Annotated in this window: 22 protein-coding genes; 13 read left to right on the top strand and 9 right to left on the bottom strand. The window is 44.8% G+C overall.

Translation table 11 applies throughout. The features are described from left to right. From ACEQ1T_RS19680 to ACEQ1T_RS19670, 3 genes are all read right to left on the bottom strand, one after another. Positions 1–371, bottom strand: a 371-nt coding sequence (locus ACEQ1T_RS19680) for an aminoglycoside 6-adenylyltransferase (protein WP_370224364.1), incomplete at its 3' end; no start/stop codon positions are given. A gap of 534 nt (positions 372–905) precedes the next feature. Further along, positions 906–2,390 (bottom strand): class I adenylate-forming enzyme family protein, encoded by a 1,485-nt coding sequence (locus ACEQ1T_RS19675; RefSeq protein ID WP_370224362.1) that lies wholly within the window; start codon positions 2,388–2,390, stop codon positions 906–908. 30 nt (positions 2,391–2,420) lie between these two features. Beyond that, positions 2,421–2,810, bottom strand: coding sequence for a MerR family DNA-binding protein (locus ACEQ1T_RS19670; RefSeq protein WP_370224360.1), 390 nt, complete (start codon positions 2,808–2,810; stop codon positions 2,421–2,423). A 93-nt stretch (positions 2,811–2,903) separates the two neighbouring features. Between ACEQ1T_RS19670 and ACEQ1T_RS19665 the strand changes: the two genes are divergently transcribed. Next, positions 2,904–4,517, top strand: a complete 1,614-nt coding sequence (locus tag ACEQ1T_RS19665; protein ID WP_370224359.1) for an acyl-CoA dehydrogenase family protein — start codon at positions 2,904–2,906, stop codon at positions 4,515–4,517. 158 nt (positions 4,518–4,675) lie between these two features. Here ACEQ1T_RS19665 and ACEQ1T_RS19660 read toward each other — a convergent pair whose 3' ends face one another. After that, positions 4,676–4,930 (bottom strand): DUF3949 domain-containing protein, encoded by a 255-nt coding sequence (locus tag ACEQ1T_RS19660; protein WP_206841363.1) that lies wholly within the window; start codon positions 4,928–4,930, stop codon positions 4,676–4,678. A gap of 144 nt (positions 4,931–5,074) precedes the next feature. Here ACEQ1T_RS19660 and ACEQ1T_RS19655 point away from each other — a divergent pair, with 144 nt between their 5' ends. Both ACEQ1T_RS19655 and ACEQ1T_RS19650 read left to right on the top strand, forming a co-directional pair. Further along, a complete protein-coding gene (locus tag ACEQ1T_RS19655; RefSeq protein WP_206841367.1) occupies positions 5,075–5,446 on the top strand; it encodes a hypothetical protein in 372 nt (123 codons plus the stop codon). 100 nt (positions 5,447–5,546) lie between these two features. After that, positions 5,547–6,308, top strand: coding sequence for a MerR family transcriptional regulator (locus ACEQ1T_RS19650; RefSeq protein ID WP_370224358.1), 762 nt, complete (start codon positions 5,547–5,549; stop codon positions 6,306–6,308). Here ACEQ1T_RS19650 and ACEQ1T_RS19645 read toward each other — a convergent pair. Beyond that, a complete protein-coding gene (locus ACEQ1T_RS19645) occupies positions 6,283–6,501 on the bottom strand; it encodes a hypothetical protein (RefSeq protein WP_206841374.1) in 219 nt (72 codons plus the stop codon). The genes ACEQ1T_RS19650 and ACEQ1T_RS19645 overlap by 26 nt on opposite strands. 242 nt (positions 6,502–6,743) lie before the next feature. Here ACEQ1T_RS19645 and ACEQ1T_RS19640 point away from each other — a divergent pair, with 242 nt between their 5' ends. After that, a complete protein-coding gene (locus ACEQ1T_RS19640) occupies positions 6,744–7,295 on the top strand; it encodes a CBO0543 family protein (RefSeq protein ID WP_370224357.1) in 552 nt (183 codons plus the stop codon). Here the strand turns inward: ACEQ1T_RS19640 and ACEQ1T_RS19635 are convergent. Both ACEQ1T_RS19635 and ACEQ1T_RS19630 read right to left on the bottom strand, forming a co-directional pair. Beyond that, a complete protein-coding gene (locus ACEQ1T_RS19635) occupies positions 7,292–7,588 on the bottom strand; it encodes a hypothetical protein (RefSeq protein ID WP_206841391.1) in 297 nt (98 codons plus the stop codon). The two genes, ACEQ1T_RS19640 and ACEQ1T_RS19635, sit on opposite strands and share 4 nt — an antisense overlap. A 131-nt stretch (positions 7,589–7,719) precedes the next feature. Then, positions 7,720–10,779, bottom strand: coding sequence for an efflux RND transporter permease subunit (locus tag ACEQ1T_RS19630; protein WP_370224356.1), 3,060 nt, complete (start codon positions 10,777–10,779; stop codon positions 7,720–7,722). A 466-nt stretch (positions 10,780–11,245) separates the two neighbouring features. On the opposite strand from ACEQ1T_RS19630, the gene ACEQ1T_RS19625 reads away from it, so the two are divergent. The 6 genes from ACEQ1T_RS19625 (at position 11,246) to ACEQ1T_RS19600 (ending at position 15,091) form a co-directional block, all read left to right on the top strand. Further along, the gene (locus ACEQ1T_RS19625; RefSeq protein WP_206841398.1) at positions 11,246–11,551 is read left to right on the top strand and encodes an antibiotic biosynthesis monooxygenase; all 306 of its coding nucleotides are present in this window, start codon (positions 11,246–11,248) and stop codon (positions 11,549–11,551) included. After that, complete coding sequence (locus ACEQ1T_RS19620; RefSeq protein ID WP_206841401.1) at positions 11,548–11,913, top strand: hypothetical protein; 366 nt, start codon at positions 11,548–11,550, stop codon at positions 11,911–11,913. The genes ACEQ1T_RS19625 and ACEQ1T_RS19620 overlap by 4 nt, the downstream gene beginning before the upstream one ends. A 1-nt stretch (position 11,914) precedes the next feature. Next, a complete protein-coding gene (locus ACEQ1T_RS19615; protein ID WP_206841434.1) occupies positions 11,915–12,559 on the top strand; it encodes a B12-binding domain-containing protein in 645 nt (214 codons plus the stop codon). After that, positions 12,546–13,331 carry an STAS domain-containing protein gene (locus ACEQ1T_RS19610; RefSeq protein ID WP_206841437.1) on the top strand — a complete coding sequence of 262 codons (786 nt, stop codon included), beginning with the start codon at positions 12,546–12,548 and terminating at the stop codon, positions 13,329–13,331. The genes ACEQ1T_RS19615 and ACEQ1T_RS19610 overlap by 14 nt, the downstream gene beginning before the upstream one ends. Positions 13,332–13,436: 105 nt before the next feature. Next, positions 13,437–14,642: a benzoate/H(+) symporter BenE family transporter gene (locus tag ACEQ1T_RS19605; RefSeq protein WP_206841452.1), complete on the top strand. Its 1,206-nt coding sequence runs from the start codon at positions 13,437–13,439 to the stop codon at positions 14,640–14,642. Between the two features lie 56 nt (positions 14,643–14,698). Then, positions 14,699–15,091: a MazG nucleotide pyrophosphohydrolase domain-containing protein gene (locus ACEQ1T_RS19600; RefSeq protein WP_244671240.1), complete on the top strand. Its 393-nt coding sequence runs from the start codon at positions 14,699–14,701 to the stop codon at positions 15,089–15,091. 126 nt (positions 15,092–15,217) lie between these two features. Here ACEQ1T_RS19600 and ACEQ1T_RS19595 read toward each other — a convergent pair whose 3' ends face one another. After that, on the bottom strand, positions 15,218–16,663 hold the full coding sequence (locus tag ACEQ1T_RS19595; RefSeq protein ID WP_370224355.1) for a PTS transporter subunit EIIC: 1,446 nt from the start codon (positions 16,661–16,663) through the stop codon (positions 15,218–15,220). Between the two features lie 126 nt (positions 16,664–16,789). Between ACEQ1T_RS19595 and ACEQ1T_RS19590 the strand changes: the two genes are divergently transcribed. Then, positions 16,790–18,523 carry an amylo-alpha-1,6-glucosidase gene (locus ACEQ1T_RS19590; RefSeq protein WP_370224354.1) on the top strand — a complete coding sequence of 578 codons (1,734 nt, stop codon included), beginning with the start codon at positions 16,790–16,792 and terminating at the stop codon, positions 18,521–18,523. A gap of 37 nt (positions 18,524–18,560) precedes the next feature. Here the strand turns inward: ACEQ1T_RS19590 and treR are convergent, their stop codons facing one another. Next, complete coding sequence (gene treR, locus ACEQ1T_RS19585; protein ID WP_206841476.1) at positions 18,561–19,283, bottom strand: trehalose operon repressor; 723 nt, start codon at positions 19,281–19,283, stop codon at positions 18,561–18,563. Between the two features lie 181 nt (positions 19,284–19,464). Here treR and ACEQ1T_RS19580 point away from each other — a divergent pair, with 181 nt between their 5' ends. Together ACEQ1T_RS19580 and ACEQ1T_RS19575 are read left to right on the top strand one after the other, a co-directional pair. Then, complete coding sequence (locus tag ACEQ1T_RS19580; protein WP_370224352.1) at positions 19,465–21,051, top strand: helix-turn-helix domain-containing protein; 1,587 nt, start codon at positions 19,465–19,467, stop codon at positions 21,049–21,051. A gap of 107 nt (positions 21,052–21,158) precedes the next feature. Next, positions 21,159–22,313, top strand: a 1,155-nt coding sequence (locus ACEQ1T_RS19575) for an aldehyde dehydrogenase family protein (protein WP_372530250.1), incomplete at its 3' end; no start/stop codon positions are given.

Here is a 22,313-nt window from a genome sequence, read left to right as displayed (position 1 = left end):
AGCACACTCAGACTATCGGGCTCCAGCTGCTCCTCTATCTTTTCAGATGGAATAAACTTAATATCAATCCGGTTCCAGTCTATAAACTGCATAAAATTGGGGAAGCGGCCATAGCCGTCAGCAGGCGGCAGCACCTTCTCCTCCGGCATCTGCATCATAACCCGCTCACCAAATACATCCACCCAGCTATGATCATAGGTAAAGGACTCCATTTTCCTAACTATGTACACAATATCGTAATCCTGAAAAATATCCTTCCTCACATTCGGATTCGCGCGCGAGCCATTCAGAATAACCGCGCGCACCCGCACATCCTCACGGGCTGTTGATAAAATCAGATTCATCATATCGGTTTCGGTTCTTGACTTCATAGGGCCTCCTGGATTGTTTGGTCGTACTATTAAGATACTTTTTTTAGGGGAGAATTCCTGCTATTTTCATTATAAACCGGAAAAAAGCAACTGAGCGGGAGGGAGGGGGTTCAGTATTTCTGATTGTTATTAATTCGGATTAACTCCTTTTTTATGTGCATCTCTCATATGGTCACTAATGATTTGGATTAACTCCCATATTTCATGGTGCATCTCTCATATGGTCGCTAATGATTTGGATTAGCTCCCATTTTTCTTGATGGATCTCTCATATGGTCGTTAATGATTTGGATTAACTCCCATATTTCTTGATGAATCTCCCTTTTCGTCGTTATTCATTGAGATTAAATAATTGGCACCAGATTCAGACAAATAGTTGCTATGAAGCTCTCATGAAGCCGAAAAAGAACCAGAGTCAAGAAAAATAGTCGCCATGAAGCCATTTAAACTATCAGAGCCAGCAACCTGCTGCCATAAAATTTCCATACGCAAAAAAGAATCAGGCACCTTCCAAGTACCTGATCCCCCATCCAATTAAGCATGCACCAATTTCACTTGCTGCTTCAAAATCTTCCCGCTCGCATTCCGCGGCAGTTCATCCACAAAGGAGTAAATACGCGGACATTTAAACTCAGCAAGGTGTTCAGCAGCAAATGCACGCAATTCCTCTTCAGAAGCATCTCCCTTCAGCACGACGACAGCTTTGACGGTCTCACCCCATTCTTCATGCGGCACACCGACCACACAGGATTCCAAAACAGCTTCATGCTTCGCGAGTACTTCTTCGATTTCACGCGGATAAATGTTGACGCCGCCCGAAATGATGACATCCTTTTTACGGTCCACAATATAAAAGTAGCCATCCCTATCCCGATAAGCAATGTCCCCGGTATAGAGCCAGCCATCCTTCATCGCCGCGTTCGTTTCTTCCGGGTTATTGTCATATCCCAGCATGAGGCTGTCGCCAGTCAGAAGAATCTCGCCGTATTCATTAGGGTCTGTATCTGTGCCATCCGGCCGGACCACCCGGATTTCCATATTAACCGTCGGATTTTTGCCGATGCTTCCGGCCTTTTCCAGATGCTCATCCGGATATAATAAAATTCCATTCGGTCCCGCTTCCGTCAGACCGTAAACCTGATAGAAGTTTTCGTTTTGAAATGCTTTTTTTACATGATGATAGGAGGCAAGTGCCAGCGGACCACCGCCATATGCAAAAACACGCATGCTGGATAAATCATGAGAAGGCAAATCCGGATCCTTGGCCGCAATCAAATAGGCAACCGGAGCCGCAAATGAGAAGGTCGTCTTTTCCTCCTGAATCCAGTTCAAGAAGCCTTTAGGCGTAAAGTCCCCGATCACATGGGTTGCGCCGCAATAAAACCCGCTCATGAAGAAAGTATTCAATGGAGCAGAGTGGGAGAGCGGCATCAGGGTAAGCATGGAGTCTTTATGCGACAAGCTGAAATTAACTGAAACTGCCGAGGCGATTGCCAAAATGCGTTCATGGTTAAACACCACTCCTTTTGGCGTCCCGGTTGTTCCGGATGTAAAAAGAATCTCGCAGATATCCAGCGAATCAATCGGTACATCGAGATTCCCGTCAGAAAAATGAGCAGAAGCCTCTGCCGCATTCTGAATCGAAAAATAGAAATTCAAATTCTCTTTTAACGAACTCACTGTTTCAGCAAGCTCATTCTCATACAGAACCCCAGCAGCATTCGCATTTTGAAAAATAGCCCCCAGTTCCTTCGGTATCAAACGGATATTCATCGGCATCGGAATGGCGCCGATTTTCATGCAGGCAAAAAAAGCAAAAAAGAAGTGCTCATTATTGCGCGACATCACCGCCACACGATCGCCGCGCCGGACTCCTTCTTCCTGAAGATATCGTGCCAGCCTGTTGCATGTGCGGTTCATGTCACCATATGTCAGGCGGTTTGACGCCGTAATAAAGGCGTCCTTTTCAGGAAACTTCCTTGCGTTTCTTTCCAATACTCCGTGAATCGTTGCTCCCACTTCAATCAGCCCCTTTTAATAAGAATAATTTTATGTTTTCACCCGGCTGTTTTCATATTTTTCTTTGTAAGTCAGAATGTCTTCCCGCAGCATTTGCAGCTGCATGATCTGCTCCTCGATTTCCTTTAGCTTGCTGTCAGCGAATGCAATAATCCTGCTTTTTTCCGCTTCACCTTCCGGATTTGATTCATAGAGACCAATCATCTCCTTGATTTCCTGGAGGCTGAAGCCGAGCTTTTTTCCGCGCAGAATCATCTTCAGGCGCCGCCGCTCCCGATTCGTATAGCTGCGCTGCTTGGTCAGGCTGTCCCGATTTTCTGATGTCAGCATGCCAATTTCCTCGTAATAGCGGATTGTTCTTGAGCTGATATCAAACATCGTGGCAAGCTCACTGATGGTAAAAATCTTTTCCTCTGTCATTTATGTATCCTCCTAGTTGACGTTAACGTTAGCTTAGTTTTATAATAATTCTGAAAATTATATTCTGTCAATTAAAAAAGGAGTGATTTTTCCATGAATATTACTTCCCGGGACGTGCAGACAAGAGGAAAGAATAGGTACTCATTTGATGAGTTTTTAGAGAAGCGCAGCGATCTGGATTGGTATAAGGATGATCCATTTTTGCAAAAAGCCCTGAAGAAATATGCAGACCTACAATACGAGCAGATACATAAAGAGCTTTTGGATTTTTCTCCTGCTGTTTCTTCCAAATGGAACACCCTTGCAGAAAGAGCGGCAAGGCCGGAAGTCCGCCCATATATGCTTCATTTTGATGCCTTCAATCACCGCATTGACCGTGTCGTCCGTCCAATGGAAACGCATCAGCTGGAAAAAGAAGTGTTCGGTGCAGGGCTTTTTTCCAGCCAAATGACATCCTGGGAAAGTTTCGCAAAGCGCATGCTGATTCATCAGCTGGGGGAGGCAGGTGTCGCCTGTCCGCTGACTTGTACGATTGGATTAATTGCACTCCTTGAACAATATCCGAATGAAGATATCCCAGAGCTGGAGCAAATTTTACAGCATACAAAAGAGGGGCTGGACGGGGACTTTGCAATCGGTGCCCAATTCATGACGGAGATTCAGGGCGGTTCCGATTTGCCTGCCAATGTGCTTGAGGCCGTTTCAGAAGGAAAAAACTATCGGCTGTACGGCAATAAATTTTTCTGTTCGGTTGCCCATGCCGACTATTCGGTAGTCACCGCGAAAATTTCCGGCACTGATAAAGTGTCGACATTCATTGTTCCGTCATGGCTTCCAGGGGATAAGGAAAAGGAGGTACGCAATGGCTATGAAATCAACCGCATCAAGTGGAAAATGGGCACGGCCGAGCTGCCGACAGGAGAGTTCCAGTATAATGGGGCGCTGGCTTATCCGGTTGGACCGGCAGGAAAAGGGGTGGCAGTGGCAGTCGGCATAGTCCTGACATTATCGCGGCTTGAAATCGGAATTGCCTGCGCAGGATTCATGCTCCGTGCAGCCCGGGAAGCCAGTCTCTATGGTGATTTCCGGTCCGTTTTTGGCAAGAAGGTAAAAGATTATCCGCTATCTGCAAGAACGCTGAAAAAAATTGAAAACACCGCACAGCGTACCGCGGCAGGCGCTTTTAAAATCTATGACCTGTTTCTGCGCCTGAATCAGCCACTGAATGCAGGGATTCCGGTAGATCAGCCGCTTGAACAGAGAAAACAGCTGTTTAACCTGAGGGAGCTTGTGCTGCTGCAGAAAATCTGTGCAACGAATGAAGGAACAGAGGTCCTGCGCGATGCCATATCTGTCTTTGCCGGCCATGGCGTCATGGAGGAATTCTCCTCACTGCCGCGCATATTCCGGGATGTTGCCGTCAATGAACAGTGGGAAGGCCCGCGCAATCTGCTGCTGACGCAAATTTACCGCGATATTCAGAGAGTGGCAAACTGGTATCCGCCAGCTGATTTTGTGGCGAACGTTCTGGAAGGTGCTTCTCAGGAAACGATTGCTGGATTTTCAGAGCAGCTGACTGATCTTCTGCAGCGTCCGGTGTGCGGGGAAGTCAGCGAAGCCTCCATGGAAGCGGCTGAAGAGTGGGATGTGTTCTGCGATTCCTTTTTTAAAGCATATCAGACGATTGCGCTGGAAGAATTGCAGTAAAAAAAGATGCCTGGCGGAAGCCCGCCAGGCTATTTTAGTAACTTAATCGGGAAAATTTACAAATGTCCGCGAAATTTTTAATATAACTGCGAAAAAATAAATATATCCTCGAAATGCTCGATGTAACGCGAAATCTAAATATCTTATCCGAGAAACGGTCAATGCTTAATCCGATAGATAACCGATGCCAGGAAATTAGCCAGAAAAAAGACCGGGTTTCCCTGGATGTTCTCATGCACAACCAGTTCGCCTGCTCCCATATTGTCGTACATCTCTCCCTGCGTTTTTCCCTTCGCTTTATTTTTGGCTTCTTCCTTTTTTAAAGTGGTCAAAAAGCGGTATTGCGTTGGCAGGATTAGGAGAGAAAGCAATACATACAGGCCGAGAATTCCCCAAAAAATGTTTAAAAGCATCAAGTCCCCTCCCAGGAATATTAATTCCATTTTACACCAAATTCTTCGTGTTTGTATTTTAGAACATATGTTCTTTGTCTATGCATAAATCCGCCGCTTCCAAAATAAGATGAAATATCATCCATGAAAAGAGGCGATCCATACATGATTACAAAAGAGATGCTGGTCCGGTTTGATGAGCTGAACCGCAGGAAAAAGGATTTGGAAGCCGAGCTCGATAAACTCAAAGACATGTTCCACCAGTATTTCGATACAGCGTTGGGACAGAATGAAAAAGGGGAAGTGAGGATTGAAGGCTACCGGTTGCAGAGGCAGATTAGAAGAATGGAAAAGTTTGATCCGGAAGCAACGGTGAAAAGACTGGAAGAATTGAACTTGCCGGAGTTAATTTTAAAAAGACCGGATGAAAGTAAAATAAAATCGGCACTGGACCTTCAATTATTAAAGGAAGCGGACCTGGATGGATGCAGAATTTCAAAGACGACCGCCGCTCTCCTGATTAAAAAGATGGATTAATCATTTTTTTATAAAAAGTGTTTGACCTTCACGCTGCGTAAAGGTGTATCGTAAGAAACAGAAAGTACTTTCTAAAACTTTTCGAAGAGAGGATCATCGCATGGAATACACAGTCCAGAAGCTCGCTCAGCTGGCTGGGGTCAGCTCGAGGACCCTCAGGTATTATGATGAAATTGGCATTCTTAAGCCGGCAAGAACCAATTCGTCAGGATACAGGATCTATGGCCAGCAGGAAGTTGACAGACTGCAGCAGATTCTGTTTTACAGAGAACTTGGCGTCAGCCTTGAACAAATTAAGGAAATTATCACAGCACCCGCTTTCGATGCTGCAGATGCACTGAAGGAGCACCGCGAGAAACTCCTTGAGAAAAGAAAACAGCTCGATCTGCTTATTACGAATGTAGAAAAAACCATAGCGTCAGCAGAAGGAGGAACGACCATGTCAGACAAAGAGAAGTTTGAAGGATTCAAAAAGAAAATGATTGAAGATAATGAGGAACAATATGGAAAAGAGATCCGTGAGAAGTATGGCGATGAGACGGTTGATAAGTCCAATGCTAAACTAATGAACATGACCCAGGAGGAGCATGAGGCCGTAACCAAACTGTCCGAAGAAGTGAACAGTACTTTAGCACAAGCCATGGAAACAGGCAATCCGGCAGGCGAGCTTGCACAAAAAGCGGCTGATCTGCACAAGCAGTGGATCACATTCTATTGGAGTGAATACAGCAAAGAGGCCCACGCCGGCCTGGCGGAAATGTATGTGGCAGATGAAAGGTTTAAAGCCTATTATGAAAAAATTCGTCCAGGTGCAGCTGAGTTTTTAAGAGATGCGATTAGCATCTATACTGGACAGCAATAGAAACGAAAGCGGCTGGCTCTGCCAGCTGCTTTTTTTTGTGAAAACTGTATGCTGCGCTGCTGCCGGTTATTGTGTTGTTTTGGTTTATAATTGTGTTGTTCTTTATTTTGATTATGCCGTCCGCCATGTTAATTGCATCGATATCACCAGAAATTGCGCTGCCATACCAGATATGCGCCGCTGCATCCAACAAATGCGCCCACCCGCATCATGATTGCGCGTTAAATGCGTCCACATCACTAGTAATTGCGCCATCACGCCAGATATGCGCCGTTTCAATCACCTATCCCCACCATATTGCGCCCATAGTAGAATATCTGCACCTACCCCGCAAACCCGCCAATATTTCATTAAAACCATCGGCTTACTGTATGTAACTACTTCCATGGGGAAAGATGAGTATGAAGATACCAACTCGGGTGGACAGGTGATAAAATGAGCCGCATTCCTTCTTATAAAGATGAGCAAAACATTAGAGAAAAGCTAAGAGATGTTTCTCTTGAGCATTGGCTGAAGGAGGATTTATTCAGCTTTAACTGGTGGGTGCTGCTGGCTGCGAGCATTTTGCCGTTTTTTATTTGGTGGAGGCTGGTGGATAAGGGGCGGTTCTTTGAAATACTTGCTTTTGGGCTGCTCTGTGCGATCTTCGCCTGTTTTCTTGATGTTGTGGGAGTGAACTTTCTTTTGTGGGGTTATCCGGATAAGCTGCTGCATTTTATTCCGCCATTATTGCCTGCAGATTTTGTGGTGATCCCCATATCGGGCATGCTGATTTATCAGTACTTCAGTACGTGGAAAAGCTATGCCTTTGCAGCCGTAGGCCTTGGAATCATGTTTGCTTATATCTTTGAACCGTTATTCAGCTTTTTGAATATGTTTGTCCTTATCAATTGGACTCACACCTCTTCCTTCATCTGTTTTATCCTCTTTTTTCTTGGTGTCCGACTTTTAATGCTGTCCTTAAAGCGCGGGGTTGAAAAAAATTAATAAGCGGTCAGCAAAGCTGGCCGCTGTTTTACTGGATTAATAGTCGCAGCTATGGAAACATTTTTTACAGCAGCAGAAATGCTTGTGTTCAAATGAGCACTTCTTGCAAGAGCAATGATGAAATTTATGCTCATCAGAGCATTTTTTGCAGGAACATCTTTTATGCTCATCAGAGCATTTTGTACATGAACAGTGAGGTTTAAAATCGCTGGTGCATTTCTTGCAGCCGTGATGTTCATGTTTGTCTTTCTTTTTGCAGCAGACTTTCTTCTTGTAATAATATTCTTCAACACAAAATTGGCACATGGGATTCACTCCTTTCTCCTACTAATATATGAGGGAAAAAACAGAAGGAGAGAGCCCTTGTCCATAGTGCTTGAAAATCCGCAAAAGCCCCCTCAGTATTTGAGGGGGCGAAAATATGTTAATTAACGGTCTCCGGAATTACTTTAACATCACTGCTTTTCTTTTTCTGCCTTTTCTTCAGCCAGCCAAAGCGGAGACTGGACGTGGTGAACAAGCGGTAAACCGCCGGGATCAGCAGCAGCGTGATAAAGGTCGCAAACAGCAGGCCTGAAATAATGACCGTTGCCATCGGCGCCTGGTAGTTGCCCGAAGTTCCCGATGCCAGAGCAAGGGGAAGCATTCCGCCAACCGTTGTCAGAGTGGTCATGAATATCGGCCGGATCCGGTTTTTGCCTGCTTCCAGAAGTGCATCCTCAACCGAGAAGCCTTCCAGGCGGAGCTGATTCGTACGGTCGATCAGCAGGATGGCGTTATTGAGCACAATCCCAATCAGCATCACAATTCCCATTCCTGACATTACGCTAAGCTCCATCTGCGTCAGGAACAAACCGAGAATGACGCCGACGATGGTCATCGGTATAACAGACATGACGATCAGCGGGTGGCCAAGGTGGTTAAATTGGACAGCCATCACAAGGTATACAAGGAAAATCGCAATCGCTAAAACAAACACCATATCCATGATTAATTCCTGCTGCTGTTCAATATCTCCGGCAGCTGCCACACTATAGCCAGCAGGGGCTTCAAAATCATTGATCAGCTTTTGGACATCCCGGTTCACGGCACCTAGGTCCTTGCCTTCAATATCAGCTGAAATGGAGATGAAGCGCTCCCCGTCATGATGGGGAATTTCATTTGGCGTATCTACACTCTTCAATTCAATGAAGGAAGATAATGCTTTCTCGCCCTGGGCAGTTGGAACCTTTAAATTCAGCAGATCTGACTTGGAATCTGTTTTCTCAGCCCATTTCAAGGCAAGCGGCACATTTTCTTCGTTCATGGCCATTTCCCCGACAGGCATTTCCATGAATGCCTGCTCAATAAACTGCCTGATTTGCAGCTGGGTCAAGCCTGCCTTTTCAATCGCTTCTTCATTTAAAACAACAACCTGTTCCTCTGATGTGCGCTCCATCGAGTTGGTCACACCGACGATGCCGTCAATCATTTCGAGCTCCTCTGTAAAATCTCCGGTAAGCTTCTGCAGATCTGCAAAATCTTCGCCCATAATATTAACTTGGACCGGTGATCCCCCGCCAGCCGACATCGCACTCTGGACATTTTCAACCGGGAGGGTATCAGACAGGCTGCGAAGTTCTTTCATAATGTCTTCATTGACATCTTTTTGCTCTCTTGTAATGTCATCGCCCTTTGTCATATTAATGATCGTATAGAACATGCCGCCGCTGTCCATGACATAATTGGACTCTACATCTTCAATCGATTGCAGTTTCTGATTGATTCCTTGAGCGATGTCTTCTTTATCTTCAATGGAAATACCCGTTTCGAGGTCAACCATCAGCTCTGTGTAACGGTTAAACATATCGGGCATAATCGTCATCGGAATTTTCGTCACAAGTGTTAATGAACCGGCAAACATCAGGAAGAAAATCGCTATAACCGCAAAACTGTACCGCTTTTTCCGGATGGTCCAGGCCACAATATGGCTATAGAGGCGCATAATCGGCCCTTCTTTGCGCTCCTTCTTCGGCTTGCGGAGCATCAGCATTTTTTCCGAAAGAGATGGAATCAAAGTAAACGAGACGACAACCGAACTGATGAGTGTAATGGCTACAACAGCAGACAGCATGATCATGAATGTGCCCACATCACCGCCTATCAGGCCAATGGGCAGGAATACAACAATGGTTGTCAGCATCGAAGCAATAACTGCTGATGAAACCTCTTTCGTACCTTCCAAAACGGACTCCAGCCTGCCAAGTCCCTGTTCCTTCTTTCGATAGATGGATTCAATGATAACAATCGAAGAATCCACCATCATCCCGATCCCCAGACCGAGCCCAATCAGTGTCAGGATATTAAAGCTGTAATCAAAAACCCACATCGCCGTAAACGTCAGCAGGATGGAAGTTGGGATCGACAGGCCGATGATAAAGGTGGCCCTTACATTCCTTAAAAAGATCAGCAGAATTGCAATGGCAATGACGCCGCCAGTTAAAATGTTGCCGGTCACGCCATCAATGGATTCCTGCACATAATCTGCCTGTGCCACCATTTCGTTCAGTTCAAAGCCTTTTACAAGTCCGTCTTCGCGGATGTTTTTCACTTCATCGCGAACCGCGGCTGCCATTTCAATTTGCGTGGCATCTGCAGCACGGCCAACCTGGACAAAAATGAAATCCTTCGTTCCATTTTTCCAGACGAATGATGAGCTTTCGATCGGCTGAAATTGAACATCTGCAACATCTTTCAGATCGGCAAACCCGTTTTGTGAGGGGATTTTAATATTCTGTACATCCTCCACATTTTCAAGCTTCGTATTCCAGCGGAGGGAAGGAGAGCTGTCATCACTGCTGAGTTCTCCCAGTGTGGCTTCGCTGTTAACCTGCTGAATCGCACCGATCACAGCGGCGGCATCCAGCCCTTTTTCAGCCAATTTGCTGCGGTCCATTTCAATGATTACCTCATGCTCCTGAACCCCTGCAAGCGATACGTCGCGGACTTCCGGCAATGCCTCCAGGCGCGGTTCAAGAACCTTTTTGGCAAAAGCGGTCATCTCCTCCATGCTGCCGCCTGATACATCCATATAGAATTCAAAGCTTTGCGTGGTCCCATACTGGCCCGAAGTGACATCCGTGATCGCGGCATTTTCCCCTTTAGCGGCGGTCGCAGCGGTTTCTACTTCTTTAAATAGATCGTCGCCCCGGCCCTGTTCAAATGTAACTTGAAGTGAGCTCCGTCCGATCGCCGATGTGGAGTCAACCGATTCCACTCCCTCAATCCCCCTGATTTGCTGCTCCAAGGGGTTGGTGATCGATCGCTCCACTTCAATAGCTGCCATTTCACCGGCACTGATTTCCACATAAGCGCCATCCATCGTTACCGGAGGCATCAGCTCTTTATCCAATTCGATAATGGAAAAGCTGCCTATGGCCAAAATCAGCACCGTCATAAGGGCAACCAGAATCTTTCTCTGCACAATCATTTTTAATAATTTCATAAACATTCTCCTAACTCCCTAATAGTGAAAATTTGCACCCAAGATCTAATTATACAGAGGAAAATAGGTATTAATAACTACTACTTCTTTAATTTTCCAATAATTCGTCCGACCTAATTCGCCAAAATATGATCTTGTTTGCAGGAAAAACTTAACAATTATTACAGATACTATCTTAACCGGGAATAACGAGAGTCATAACGAGCCAGAGACATATCTTGGCATCGGACTTAAGGCTGAGAAGAAGGGGGACGGGGATTAAATACGAAAATGTGGAGCGAGGGGAGAAAATGGTAGTTAATCGTCCATATTAACAACGAAAATTTAGAGATAAATAGAAACAGCAGTTAACCGTCCAGCAAACAAAAAACCTCATCCATTGCCTATAAACCTCCCAAAATGACAATCCCAATCAATGTGTTATACTTAATAAAGCCAGAAAACTCCCAAAATTGGAGGAGAGTTCATGTACACCGTTTTTTCAACATTTGACGTTCCCGATGACAAGTCGGAAGAAGTCATTCGCATATATAAAAATCGCTCACGGTCAGTCGACCAGGCGGAGGGGTTTATCGATTTCCTGCTGCTGCAGAATGATAAGCGCGCCGGTGAACTGACCGTTCAGCTCATCTTTGATACAAAGGAAAACTATTTAAACTGGGTTCGGAGTGAGGATTTTAAGAGAATCCATGATTTAGAGAAAAAGTATCCGGATCAGGAATTGGCTGCAGTGGTTCCAAAAGTGACGCAATATAAGGTGGTGGCTAAGTGAACTATGAAAAGATCGTAAACAATGTTACCGAAAAGATCTATGAACGGGAGCCTTCCCTGCTGGATCGGTTTGGGGAACAAGGAAAAGAGAAGTGCCGCGAAGATAACCATCATCATATGAAGCATCTCGAGACAGCGTATGAGCTGGACCAATCTGCTTTTTTCACTGATTATGCCGTCTGGCTTGATGGCATTTTAAAGAAGCATGGGATGAAGACCAAGCATCTGATCGACAATTTCGAAATCATTCAAGCTGTGCTGGCTGATGATACAGGTTCTGCTGAGAAGGCAGAAAAGTTTCATCTTTATCTGGCTGAAGCTATTGCTCTTTTGAAAGGTGAACCTGTGAAGGGAGGAGTGTAAGATGAACCAGGCTGAAACACTCGCTTCCCTGCTGCTGGAAGGCAATTCTGCAAAAGTTTGGGAAACCATTCAAAAGCACCCGCAGCTATCGCGTCTCGAAGTTTATCAAAATTTGATTACACCCGCGATGCAACATATCGGCATTTTATGGGAGACAAATCAGATCACAGTGGCAGACGAACATTTGGCAACAGCTACATGTGATTTTGTGCTCTCAAAACTCGCTTACCAGCGGGAAAAAAGACAATCAAGCCAAAAAGCCATGTTTCTATGCCTGGATGGGGAACAGCATTATATTGGCCTGAAAATGGTCAACAGCCTTTTTGAAGAGCATGGCTGGGAAACGAAGTATTTTGGCCCGAGCCTGCCTTTGGAATATGCGCTGAAAACGGCAAAAGACTGGAAGCCAAGCGTAATCGGACTTTCGGTCAGCATTGTCTATCACCTGCCGAAGCTGAAGGAATATGCAGAAGCATTTGCCAAACTGCCGCATAAGCCGTCGGTTCTTCTTGGCGGGCGTTTAGCAGGGAAGTATGACCTGCTTCCTTATTGCTCCGATCATACAGTCATTCTGAAGAATTTGCCTGAAACAATGGAATGGCTGCAAAACTATGAAGCGGGGGGACAGCAAAATGCAATTTTTTGATCAGCCGCTTCCGCTTGCTTTTTTAAAAGCTGACAGGAACGGAAAAATAGTTAGCTATTCCGCCATAGCACGTGAAAGCTTTGACCTGAGCGAGGGGCATTTAAAAGGCATAATTGATGAGGAGAGCATCGAAAAGCTGATTCAGTACAGCAGGGAGCCAGGACTGGATCCCGTGAAGCTGGAACTGAATATGAAGACCAGAGAAACATCGCTATCTTTATTTGAGGTCCATATTCAATGGGACAGTGAGGACTATGCCAATATGCTGTTTCTGCCAAAAGACAGCTCAAATGAAGGCTTGATGGATAAACTGATGCAGCTGCAGCAGCGCCTGTCCTCAACCGACTTTGAACTTCTGGAGAAAAAAGAAGAGCTGGAGCAGGTGCTGATCCGCTTGAATCAATTGTCCGGGCCGTTTATTCCACTGTCGGAAACTCTTTGCCTCATACCTTTATTTGGGGATATTACAGCAGATAAAATAAACGTTATTTCCGAAAGCTGTCTTAAAGCTGTTTTTGCCGGCGAATATGATGAGATTCTCTTTGACCTTACAGCGGTTGGGGAAATTGAAGGAAAAGGCATTGAGAAATTCACCCAGCTGATTAAAACGCTGAACTTCATGACAGGCAGCATCATCAAATTGATCGGCATTAAGCCAAACCTGGCGAAAGTGCTGAATAACTATAAGCTGGATGAATGGGTGCAGATCGATCAATCCCTAAAGCAAGTGTTAAATGTCTATTTCAATCGGAATGAGTTAGGGGCCTCTTAGGAGGTCTTTTTTTTTTCAAAATTTCCAAATGCGAAATAGTTTGACAATTACCTCATTTAAAATCATGATAGTAAGTAAAATAATTGGAAGTCGGGGGCAGAAAAAATGGGTTTGCCGAAGGAAAGGCATAGCGGATACAGTCAAGGAGTACAGAAGGGTTCGTTCATAAGAGATCTGACAGCGGAGAACATTTCATCTGGAATCATTGCAAGCACACTAGTTATGACGGGGCCGGCCCTGATCATTTTACAGGCTGCGTCAGCAGGGGGATTTAATGACCAGCAGACGATTAACTGGATGTTTGCGGTTTATTTTTTCGGGGGTGTCTACAGCATCCTCCTCCCGCTTTTATATAGGATTCCCATCACAGGAGGGCATTCGATTACTGGAGCGGCCTTTTTAGCGACTGTGACTGCCCAATATTCGTATCCTGAACTGATAGGCGGGTATGTGATGTCCGGGCTGCTGATTTTTCTGGTCGGCATTTCTGGGCTGTTTACTAAAATCATTGGCTGGGTGCCGAAAGAAGTCATCGCATCCATGCTTGGCGGATTGGTTGCCGGCTATGTCGTGAAGCTCGTACCGGCCATTCAGGAAATGCCTGTTGCCGGGGGAGCGGCTTTAATCAGTTTTCTGCTTTTTACGAGATATGTGAAGAAGTTCCCGCCTGTACTTGCGGCCGTTGCAGTTGCCTTTGCAGTCTTGTATTTGACAGCTGATTTAAATCCGGCTAAAGAGATTGCCTATTTCCTGCCGTCTATCCAAATGCCGGAATTCAGCTGGATGGGGCTTGTGACGATTGCCCTGCCGCTCGCGCTGCTGATACTGAGCAATGATGCTGCACCAGGAATCGGGGCACTGGAAAGCGAGGATTTCAAGCCGCCAATTCGTAAAATCGTCTCATCAAGCGGCGTCTTCTCCGTGATTACCAGCTTCTTTGGCGGCCAGTGTGCCAATATCGCCGGCATGATGAGCGCCATCTGTGCCGGACCGGATTCAGGCCACAGGGAGAAAAGGTATATGGGAGCTGTTGTTTCAGGCGCGATTACGATAGTCTTCGGCATATTTGCATGGAAAATCGTGCCCTTTATCCAATCGCTTCCGCAGGCATTCGTTTCATTGCTGGCCGGGTTCGCCCTGATTGGCGTCCTCCATTCAAGCCTGCAATTGGGCTTCTCCGAAAACCGTTTGCGGTTAAGCGCACTCGCAGCCTTCATCGTCACCCTATCAGGCGTAAGCTTTCTGCATATCAGCGCTCCCGTTTGGGGACTCATCGCCGGGGCGTTATTGGCTCGGACGGTAGAAAGATAAATGGTGACAGGCACCACCCGAAATTTGTCGAAAGTATCAGAAGAGGTGTTAATAGATTGAAAGTATTGCAAAGCTTTATGAGAGATTATCAAAAAGGGATGGGATGGGAAATCAGCGACGAGAATTATGCCAAGAGCCGCGATTCCCTGCTTAATAACTATATGCTCATGACAACCGAAGTAGCGGAGGTTGCTGAAGAGCTGCGTAAGGCCTTTAACCTTGTCCGCGAATATGCAGAAGAAGGGATGGATGAAGAACTGGCATTTCAGTTTGCCAGAGAGCAAGTAAAAGCAGACCTTGGCAAAGAACTCGCAGACTGCCTGGCCTATCTGGTGAAATTCTATAACTTCTTTGGCTTTGACCTGGAGGAGAGTTTTACGGGAAGATGGAGGAAGTGCGTAAAAGGAAGAATAGGGATGGGAGTTTGGCAGAAAAATAGGCTTGCTTGATAATTAAAAGTTAGAAATAGGAGCCTATAACCTTGTATACAAAGTCTTCAAACTATAGCTGACAAAGACACCCTCAATATGATGAGGGTGTCTTTGTCATGAGAGCCTCTGGGCTCTTTAAAATTTTTAAGCTGCTTCCGTCACTTCTGCTTTAACTTCCTTCGATTTAAACATTTTCCCCTTGCTGAACAGCAATGTTAATCCTACCGTGATGACTGCTGTAATTGCCATTCCTGTAAAGTAAGAGCCCCAGTATTCCGGAAATACAGAAAGGAAGGAGAGCATACCGCCAACACCTACAGAGGTGGCTTTTACATCCATAAAGGAAAGGTATGCGCTTCCAATGGCACTGCCAATCATGACCGCAATAAATGGATATCTGAATCTCAGATTAACTCCGTAAATCGCTGGCTCTGTAATGCCTAACCAAGCTGATACAGTTGCGGAAAGCGAAACACTTTTGAGTTTTTTATTGTTTTTAATTAAGAAGAACATGGTTAAGGCTGCGATACCTTGAGCGAGTGTAACCGTTTCGCCGATTGGCCAAAGGGTAACATAGCCAAGGGAGCCAGCCATTTGCAGGTTCACACCAAGGAATAAGTGATGCATTCCTGTAATAACAAGCGGCGGTGAAATCAGTCCGTATACTGCCCCAGCCAGAACCGGTGAAACATCGAACAGATACAAAATACCGTCGGTAATCCAGTTAGCGCCTGCCATAGTAACAGGTCCAATGATTGTAAATGTCGCAATACCCGTAATGATCAGTGCGATTGGAGCAACGGCCAATAGCTGCAGGCTTTCCGGAATGACTTTTCTCAAGCTAATTTCAAGAGCTGCTAACAGATACGCCGCAAAAAGGACTGGAATAACTTGTCCTTGGTACCCGACCTTTGCAATTTCAAAACCGAATAGGTTCCAGTTCTCGACTGATTCTGGGTCAGATGCGAATGCATAGGCATTCATAAGTTCCGGGTGAACCATAATTAAGCCAAGAACAATTCCCAATACAGGATTGCCCCCGAATTTCTTTGCAGCAGAAAAGGCAATTAGTGCGGGCAGGAATGTAAAGGCTGTATTTGAAATCAGATTAATAATTCCTGCAAACCCGGACCATTCTGTATGAACATCGAGCACGGATTTTCCTTCATAAAAGATTCCAGGGTTCGCTAGTACATTATTTAGTCCCATTAATAAACCGGCTGCAACGATGGCAGGCAGGATCGGTATAAAAATGTCTGCGAGCACTCGGATTCCTCTTTGAAGGACGTTTTTCTTTTTAGAAGTAATTTCTCTTAATTCCTCTGTAGAAACTTCTTCTGTGCCTGTTTGTTTCACAAACTCGGCAAATACTTTTTCAACCAATCCAGGTCCGATGATGACTTGAAATTGGCCGCTTGCTGAAAAGGTTCCCTTTACAAGATCATTTTCTTCTAATTTCTTCACATTAACCAGCTCTTCGCTATTCAGCACTAATCGCAGCCGGGTGACACAATGTGTTGCGGTTACAACGTTTTCTGCTCCTCCGATGTTTTCGATTATGGAGGAAACGTTTTCATTAAAGTTTGACATCTGGCTTACACCTCACTATGTAATGGCTTTCATAAATACCCAACTTGTTTAAACAAGTTTAGTATAATATAATCGACTTGTATATACAAATAATTTTGAAAAATTTTTAAGGAGTGTCCGGCTATCATGGATATAACGAAAACACCGTTAAGCTTTTATGGCTCTTATATGGCTCTTGCCTTTCAGGAAAATGGGGAGGCATTAAAAACAGGCCTTTTTTTAAACTCTTTAAGAGGCAAGTCAAGAAGCCATATGAATGTGCTAAAGCTGATTCCGACTGTCAGCGGAGCACCCGTGGATTACGAATACATAGCAGACTATAATCAGATCACTATCCGATTATCCGGCGGTGAAATTTTTATCTGTTTTGACAGTGATTCGAGGATTGTTATTAAAGGAACAGGAGAAAAAGTTGGACTCCTTCTGGATACGCAGCCCGTCTACAATTTTGAATATAATTATTTATTAGGGAAAAAAGGCAGCGAGTACTGTATCGTAAACAGCTATAAAAACTTAACCAAATTTATGATTTTCTGTCCTAGGGGATCCGTTTCCTTGAATCAGGATGTCTACATGGACAGCAGGGGAAGCACAAAAAAAGCAGAAAATCAGTCTGCTATTGAAATTTCACCTGTTGCTGAGAGCGGTTTTTTATGTGTTATTGAAGACCTTCCTACACATGGAGGAAAGCCAGCAGAACGGGAATACAGCTTTGGCCAATCTTTTGAAAACAGCAGGAAAGCCTTTCAGAATTATTGCAGCAAGCTGCCTGAGGTCCCTGAAAAATATAGGGATACCCAGATCAATGCGGCGTATATTAATTGGTCCTCAGTTGTTAAGCCGGAAGGCTACCTGAAGAGGGATACGATGTTCGTCTCAAATAACTATTTCCTTGGCACATGGAGCTGGGATCACTGCTTTAACGCGATTGCTTTGGCTGACGTTGATCCGCAATTGGCATGGGATCAAATGGCAGTCCTTTTTGATTATCAGGATGAGCTTGGACAAATTCCTGGTTCGCTTAGTGACTCGACCATCCGCTGGAATTTTGCCAAACCGCCTGTGCACGGCTGGACTTATGCAAAAATGATGGAAAAAATGGACTTCACAACAGGGCAGCTTGAGACCATTTATCATCAAATAGAGAATCAGGTCCAGTTTTATCTGACCTATAAAGATTCCAATGAGGATGGCATCCCTGAATACCATCATGGTAATGATTCGGGACAAGATAATAGCACGGTATTCAGAAATGCGAATATCATAGACTCGCCGGATCTGACCGCTTTTCTAATCAAGGATATGGATATGCTTGCGACGGTTGCAGAAAAGCTCGGAAAATCAGAAGAGAAATTCTTCTGGGAACAGGAATCCAAAAGGCTGACAGCTCTGTTTTGTTCCTATTTCCTTGTAGATGATCTTCCTGCCGCACGTGTCATGTCTACTGGTGAAGTGATTAAAAGCGAGAGTTTCCTGCCGCTCATGTCTCTTCTGATCGCAGATAAACTGCCGGCTTCTGCAAGAAACAAAATGGTGGAAACCATTACGGGCTGCAAATATACGACAAATTGGGGCATTGCTTCAGAGGCAGTTGATAGCGGTCTTTACCAGGACGATGCCTATTGGCGCGGCGCTATCTGGGCACCCACCACGCTAATTCTTATCGATGCCTTGGAAAGATGCGGCGAAAAAGAGGCAGCGCTGTCCGTTAGCGAAAAATATTGCGAACTTGTTCATCTGAATGGATTTGCAGAAAACTTTAATGCTCTTACAGGTGAAGGGTTAAGGGACCCGTCCTTTACTTGGACGGCAAGCGCGTTCATTTATCTGGCTGCTAAGGTTCAGCAAGCGAGGGCATAATAAGAAAAATCCCCGGGGTCAATATGCCGGGGATAGTTTATTTTATCCTTTGTGCCTGCTCAAAAAACACGAAGGAGTCAGGGGTATGCCTTGACTGAGTAAACTCAAACATGACTCCATCTGAGTTATATGTGAAATTGGTGACAACGGCGACACAGTTGTATTCTATCAGGTCCAAATAGTTTTGGTCCAGCTCATTTACCTTTTCAACTGTCATCATTCTTTTCGTTGTAATGATGCTTTCCTTTAACTCATTTTCCATGAATTCGTAAATAGAATCCTCTGCAATCTCCTTTGTTAATCCTTTTACAATATCTTTTCGAAAATAGTTGTAATCAATAATCAAAGGCTTTTCATCCAGATATCGGACCCTTTGCAAATGATAGATTTTAATCCCGATTGGAAAAGAAGTTACCTGTCTTAGTTGTTCATCTACGATTCTCTCTTCAAAGAAAACTACTTCAGTCCGGTATTTATTTTTGTTTCTGATTGAAGACTCCTTAAACGTCTCGATACCGCCAAACAGGTACTCTTTTTGCTTTAGCTCTTGAAAAATCACACGGACGCCTTGCCCGTGAATAGTTTGGACATACCCATCGGAAACAAGATTGGCAATCGCCCGCCGTACGGTATTCCTGGAGCATTCATACTGCTTGATCAAGGTATTCTCAGAAGGAAGCAGCTGCTGAAACGCATACACCTTGCTGTCTATTTTATTTTTTAAATCATTATAAATCTCAAGATACTTAATTTTTGCCATGATATCTCCTATATGCATTTTCTCTAACTTTATAATAACTTTCCAAAGTCTAATTGTGAAATTTGAAGGCAGAATCTAACTTTCAAAGACCAGATTAGGAAAAACCATTTTGAAAAGGCCATTTTGTACAAAATATCACCTATAATAGATTTTAACTATCATGATAGGAAGGAGAACAGCCATGACCATCATGCAGGACAAAATCTCAAGCCTCCTGGAAATTAATCGGAGTTTAACCCAATCTCTTGAACTGGAGGAGATTCTAAAGAGGCTGGTACAAGCAGCCTTTAATTTAGTAGATCATGCTGACACAACCATCCTTTACACATTAAAGGAAGATGGATTATTGCATTTTTCCAGTGGGGTTGGGGTGGAGGCTGGCTTTATGAGCAAGGTGAAGTTTGAGCCTGGAGAATCCCTGACTGGACAGGTTTTTCTGACTAAGAAAGGCGTAATTGCTTCAGGGAGTGAGTTCAGGGAGCATATGAGCCGGATGAATGAGACAAATTATGTTCACTTTTTTAATGGCGTTTTCCAGCGGGATGTGAAAAGCGGAATCGTCGTCCCATTGGTTTATAAAGAAGATTGCATCGGTGTGCTTGTGGTGGATAATTTCGACAATGATGTACAGTTTACTGAAGACGACTTTCATGTTTTGGAGGTGGTGGCAGACCAGGCGGCTATTGCCATCATGAATTCGAAGCTTTACGAAGAAGTGAAGCGAAAAAATGAAGAACTGAGCCAATCCCTTGATATCCACCGGAAATTCACGAAGATTCTGCTGGAGGGGAGGGGAACTTCGTATATCCTGGATACGATCAGTCATATTTTGAGTACCCCGGTAATCTTTGCAGAGTCGCCAGTTGAGACCTCCCATTCATTTCCGATCATAAATTCCAACGAACTTTTCGGGTATTTCCTTTTGAATGAACCAATCGAGCGTTTGACAAATATCCAGAAGGCTGCTCTTGAACACGCTTCAACGGCTTTGTCATTGGAGTTTGTCAGGCAGAATACGCTTTTTGAAAAAGAGATGCATCTAAGGGAAGAGGCCTTTCATGATTTAATCAATGGCGGACGCCTGAATACCAGGATTCTGGAAACTTTCCGCCTGAACGAGAAAAGCAGTGTCGCCTGTATGATGGTGGACTGCAAGTCTGGTTTTCTATGGGATGCTGCTTCCATCCTTCAGAAAGAAAAGCTTATCCGATCGATCGAGCAGATCCTGATTACATACTGTGATACTTCGATCATTTTTACGAAATCAAACCAAATCATTGCACTTCTGGTGAATGGCCGGAAAAAATATGACCATAATTTAGCTGATGATATTCAGCGAAAGGTGAAAAGAGCAGTCATTGGTTTGGGCAGAGAGGTTGTCTTAACAGATATGACAGATACCTATCAGGAAGCTGCCGAAGCCCTGTCATTTGCCAAAAATCATCAGCACAAATCCTTTATCACTTATTCTGAGCTTGGTGCTGAAAGACTGTGGCTCAACACCGACCGCAGCTTGCTGAATAAATTTGTATCCGATAAAATTGGCTCTCTTTTAAAGATGGAGCCTGAATATTTGAAAACGATGCAAATCTTTCTGGCACATAATCAAAGCCACAAACAAACAGCAGAAGAGATGCATATTCATCCCAATACACTGGCTTACCGGCTGAAAAAAATCGAGAGCGAGCTGCAGCTTGATTTTTCCCGGAAAGAAGATTGGATTACAGTGGTCCTGGCCTTCCAGGTTTTCGACTTTTTAAACCCTTAATTGGGGATTGCCACAAAGAAGGGAAGGGATATTTGTCTATCGGCACGTGTACATAGAATATTCTAAATATTATAATAATCTCAACTTAAGCGATAAGGAGAGATTGGATGAGTACAGAGGTTAATAGCCAGAAAACTGAGATCAGGAATACTGGTGCAGAAACTTATTACAATTACATCGGAGGGGAATGGGTTCCTTCTGTGACAGGGGAGACGTATCCCAGCTTGAATCCAAACCATATAGATGAGGTACTGGGTTACTTTCAGAAATCGAATGAGGTTGATGTGCAAAAAGCAATTGAGAGTGCAAAGAGGGCTTTTCCCATGTGGAAAAATACATCTCCAATCAGCCGGGGGGACATCCTTTTTAAACTGATCTTTCTCATCCAGCAGGAAAAAGAGGAATTAGCTGAAATCATTACGAAGGAAGTAGGCAAAACGATAGAGTCAGCCCGCAAGGAAGTGGATGCAACGGTTCAGGCTCTGAAGCACTTCAGCGGCGAGGCTAACCGGATCTCGGGAGAAACCGTGCCTGCGATTGATCCGAAAACCTTCGCCTGCACGATTCAGGAGCCGCTGGGTGTGGTGGCTGTCGTTACGCCATTTAATTTTCCGCTCGGAATCGCTATTTATAAAATTGCACCTTCCATGCTGGCGGGAAATACGATCATCTATAAGGCCGCAAGTGACACGTCTCTAATCGCAGTGAAAGTAGTCGAGCTGTTCGAGAAGGCCGGAATGCCAGCGGGAGTTCTGAATATGATTACGGGCCCGGGTTCTGTCGTGGGAGAAGAGATTGGGACCAATCCGGAAATTAAGGCAGTGTCGTTTACTGGCTCCTCTGATGTGGGCATCCACCTTGGCAAGCTTGTGACAGCCCATGGCGGAAAAATGCAGGCAGAAATGGGCGGGAAGAATGCGACGATCATTCTGGAGGATGCCAATCTGGAAGAGGCTGTTCAGAGCGTGGTCATCAGCGGATTTTATAATAACGGCCAAAGCTGTACGGGAACCAGCCGCGTGATTGTGCCCCGTTCCATTTCCCGAAAGGTCATTGAACTGCTGGTTGAAAAAGCAGAGCAAATAAAGGTTGGCAATGGGATCCGGGAAGGATTCGACAACGGTGCTGTTGCAAATAAGCATCAATTGAATACGTATCTCCATTATGTCAATAGTGCCATTGAAGAAGGAGCGGTGCTCGAATATGGCGGAAAGCAGCTGACAGATGGCGATATGGCGAATAGATCGGAAGAGCACACGTCT

It is taken from the genome of Cytobacillus sp. (genome assembly GCF_964223445.1).
Taxonomy (GTDB): domain Bacteria; phylum Bacillota; class Bacilli; order Bacillales; family Cytobacillaceae; genus Cytobacillus.
The sequence above is the reverse complement of the archived record's forward strand: the minus strand, read 5'-3'. Positions and strand labels throughout refer to the sequence as shown.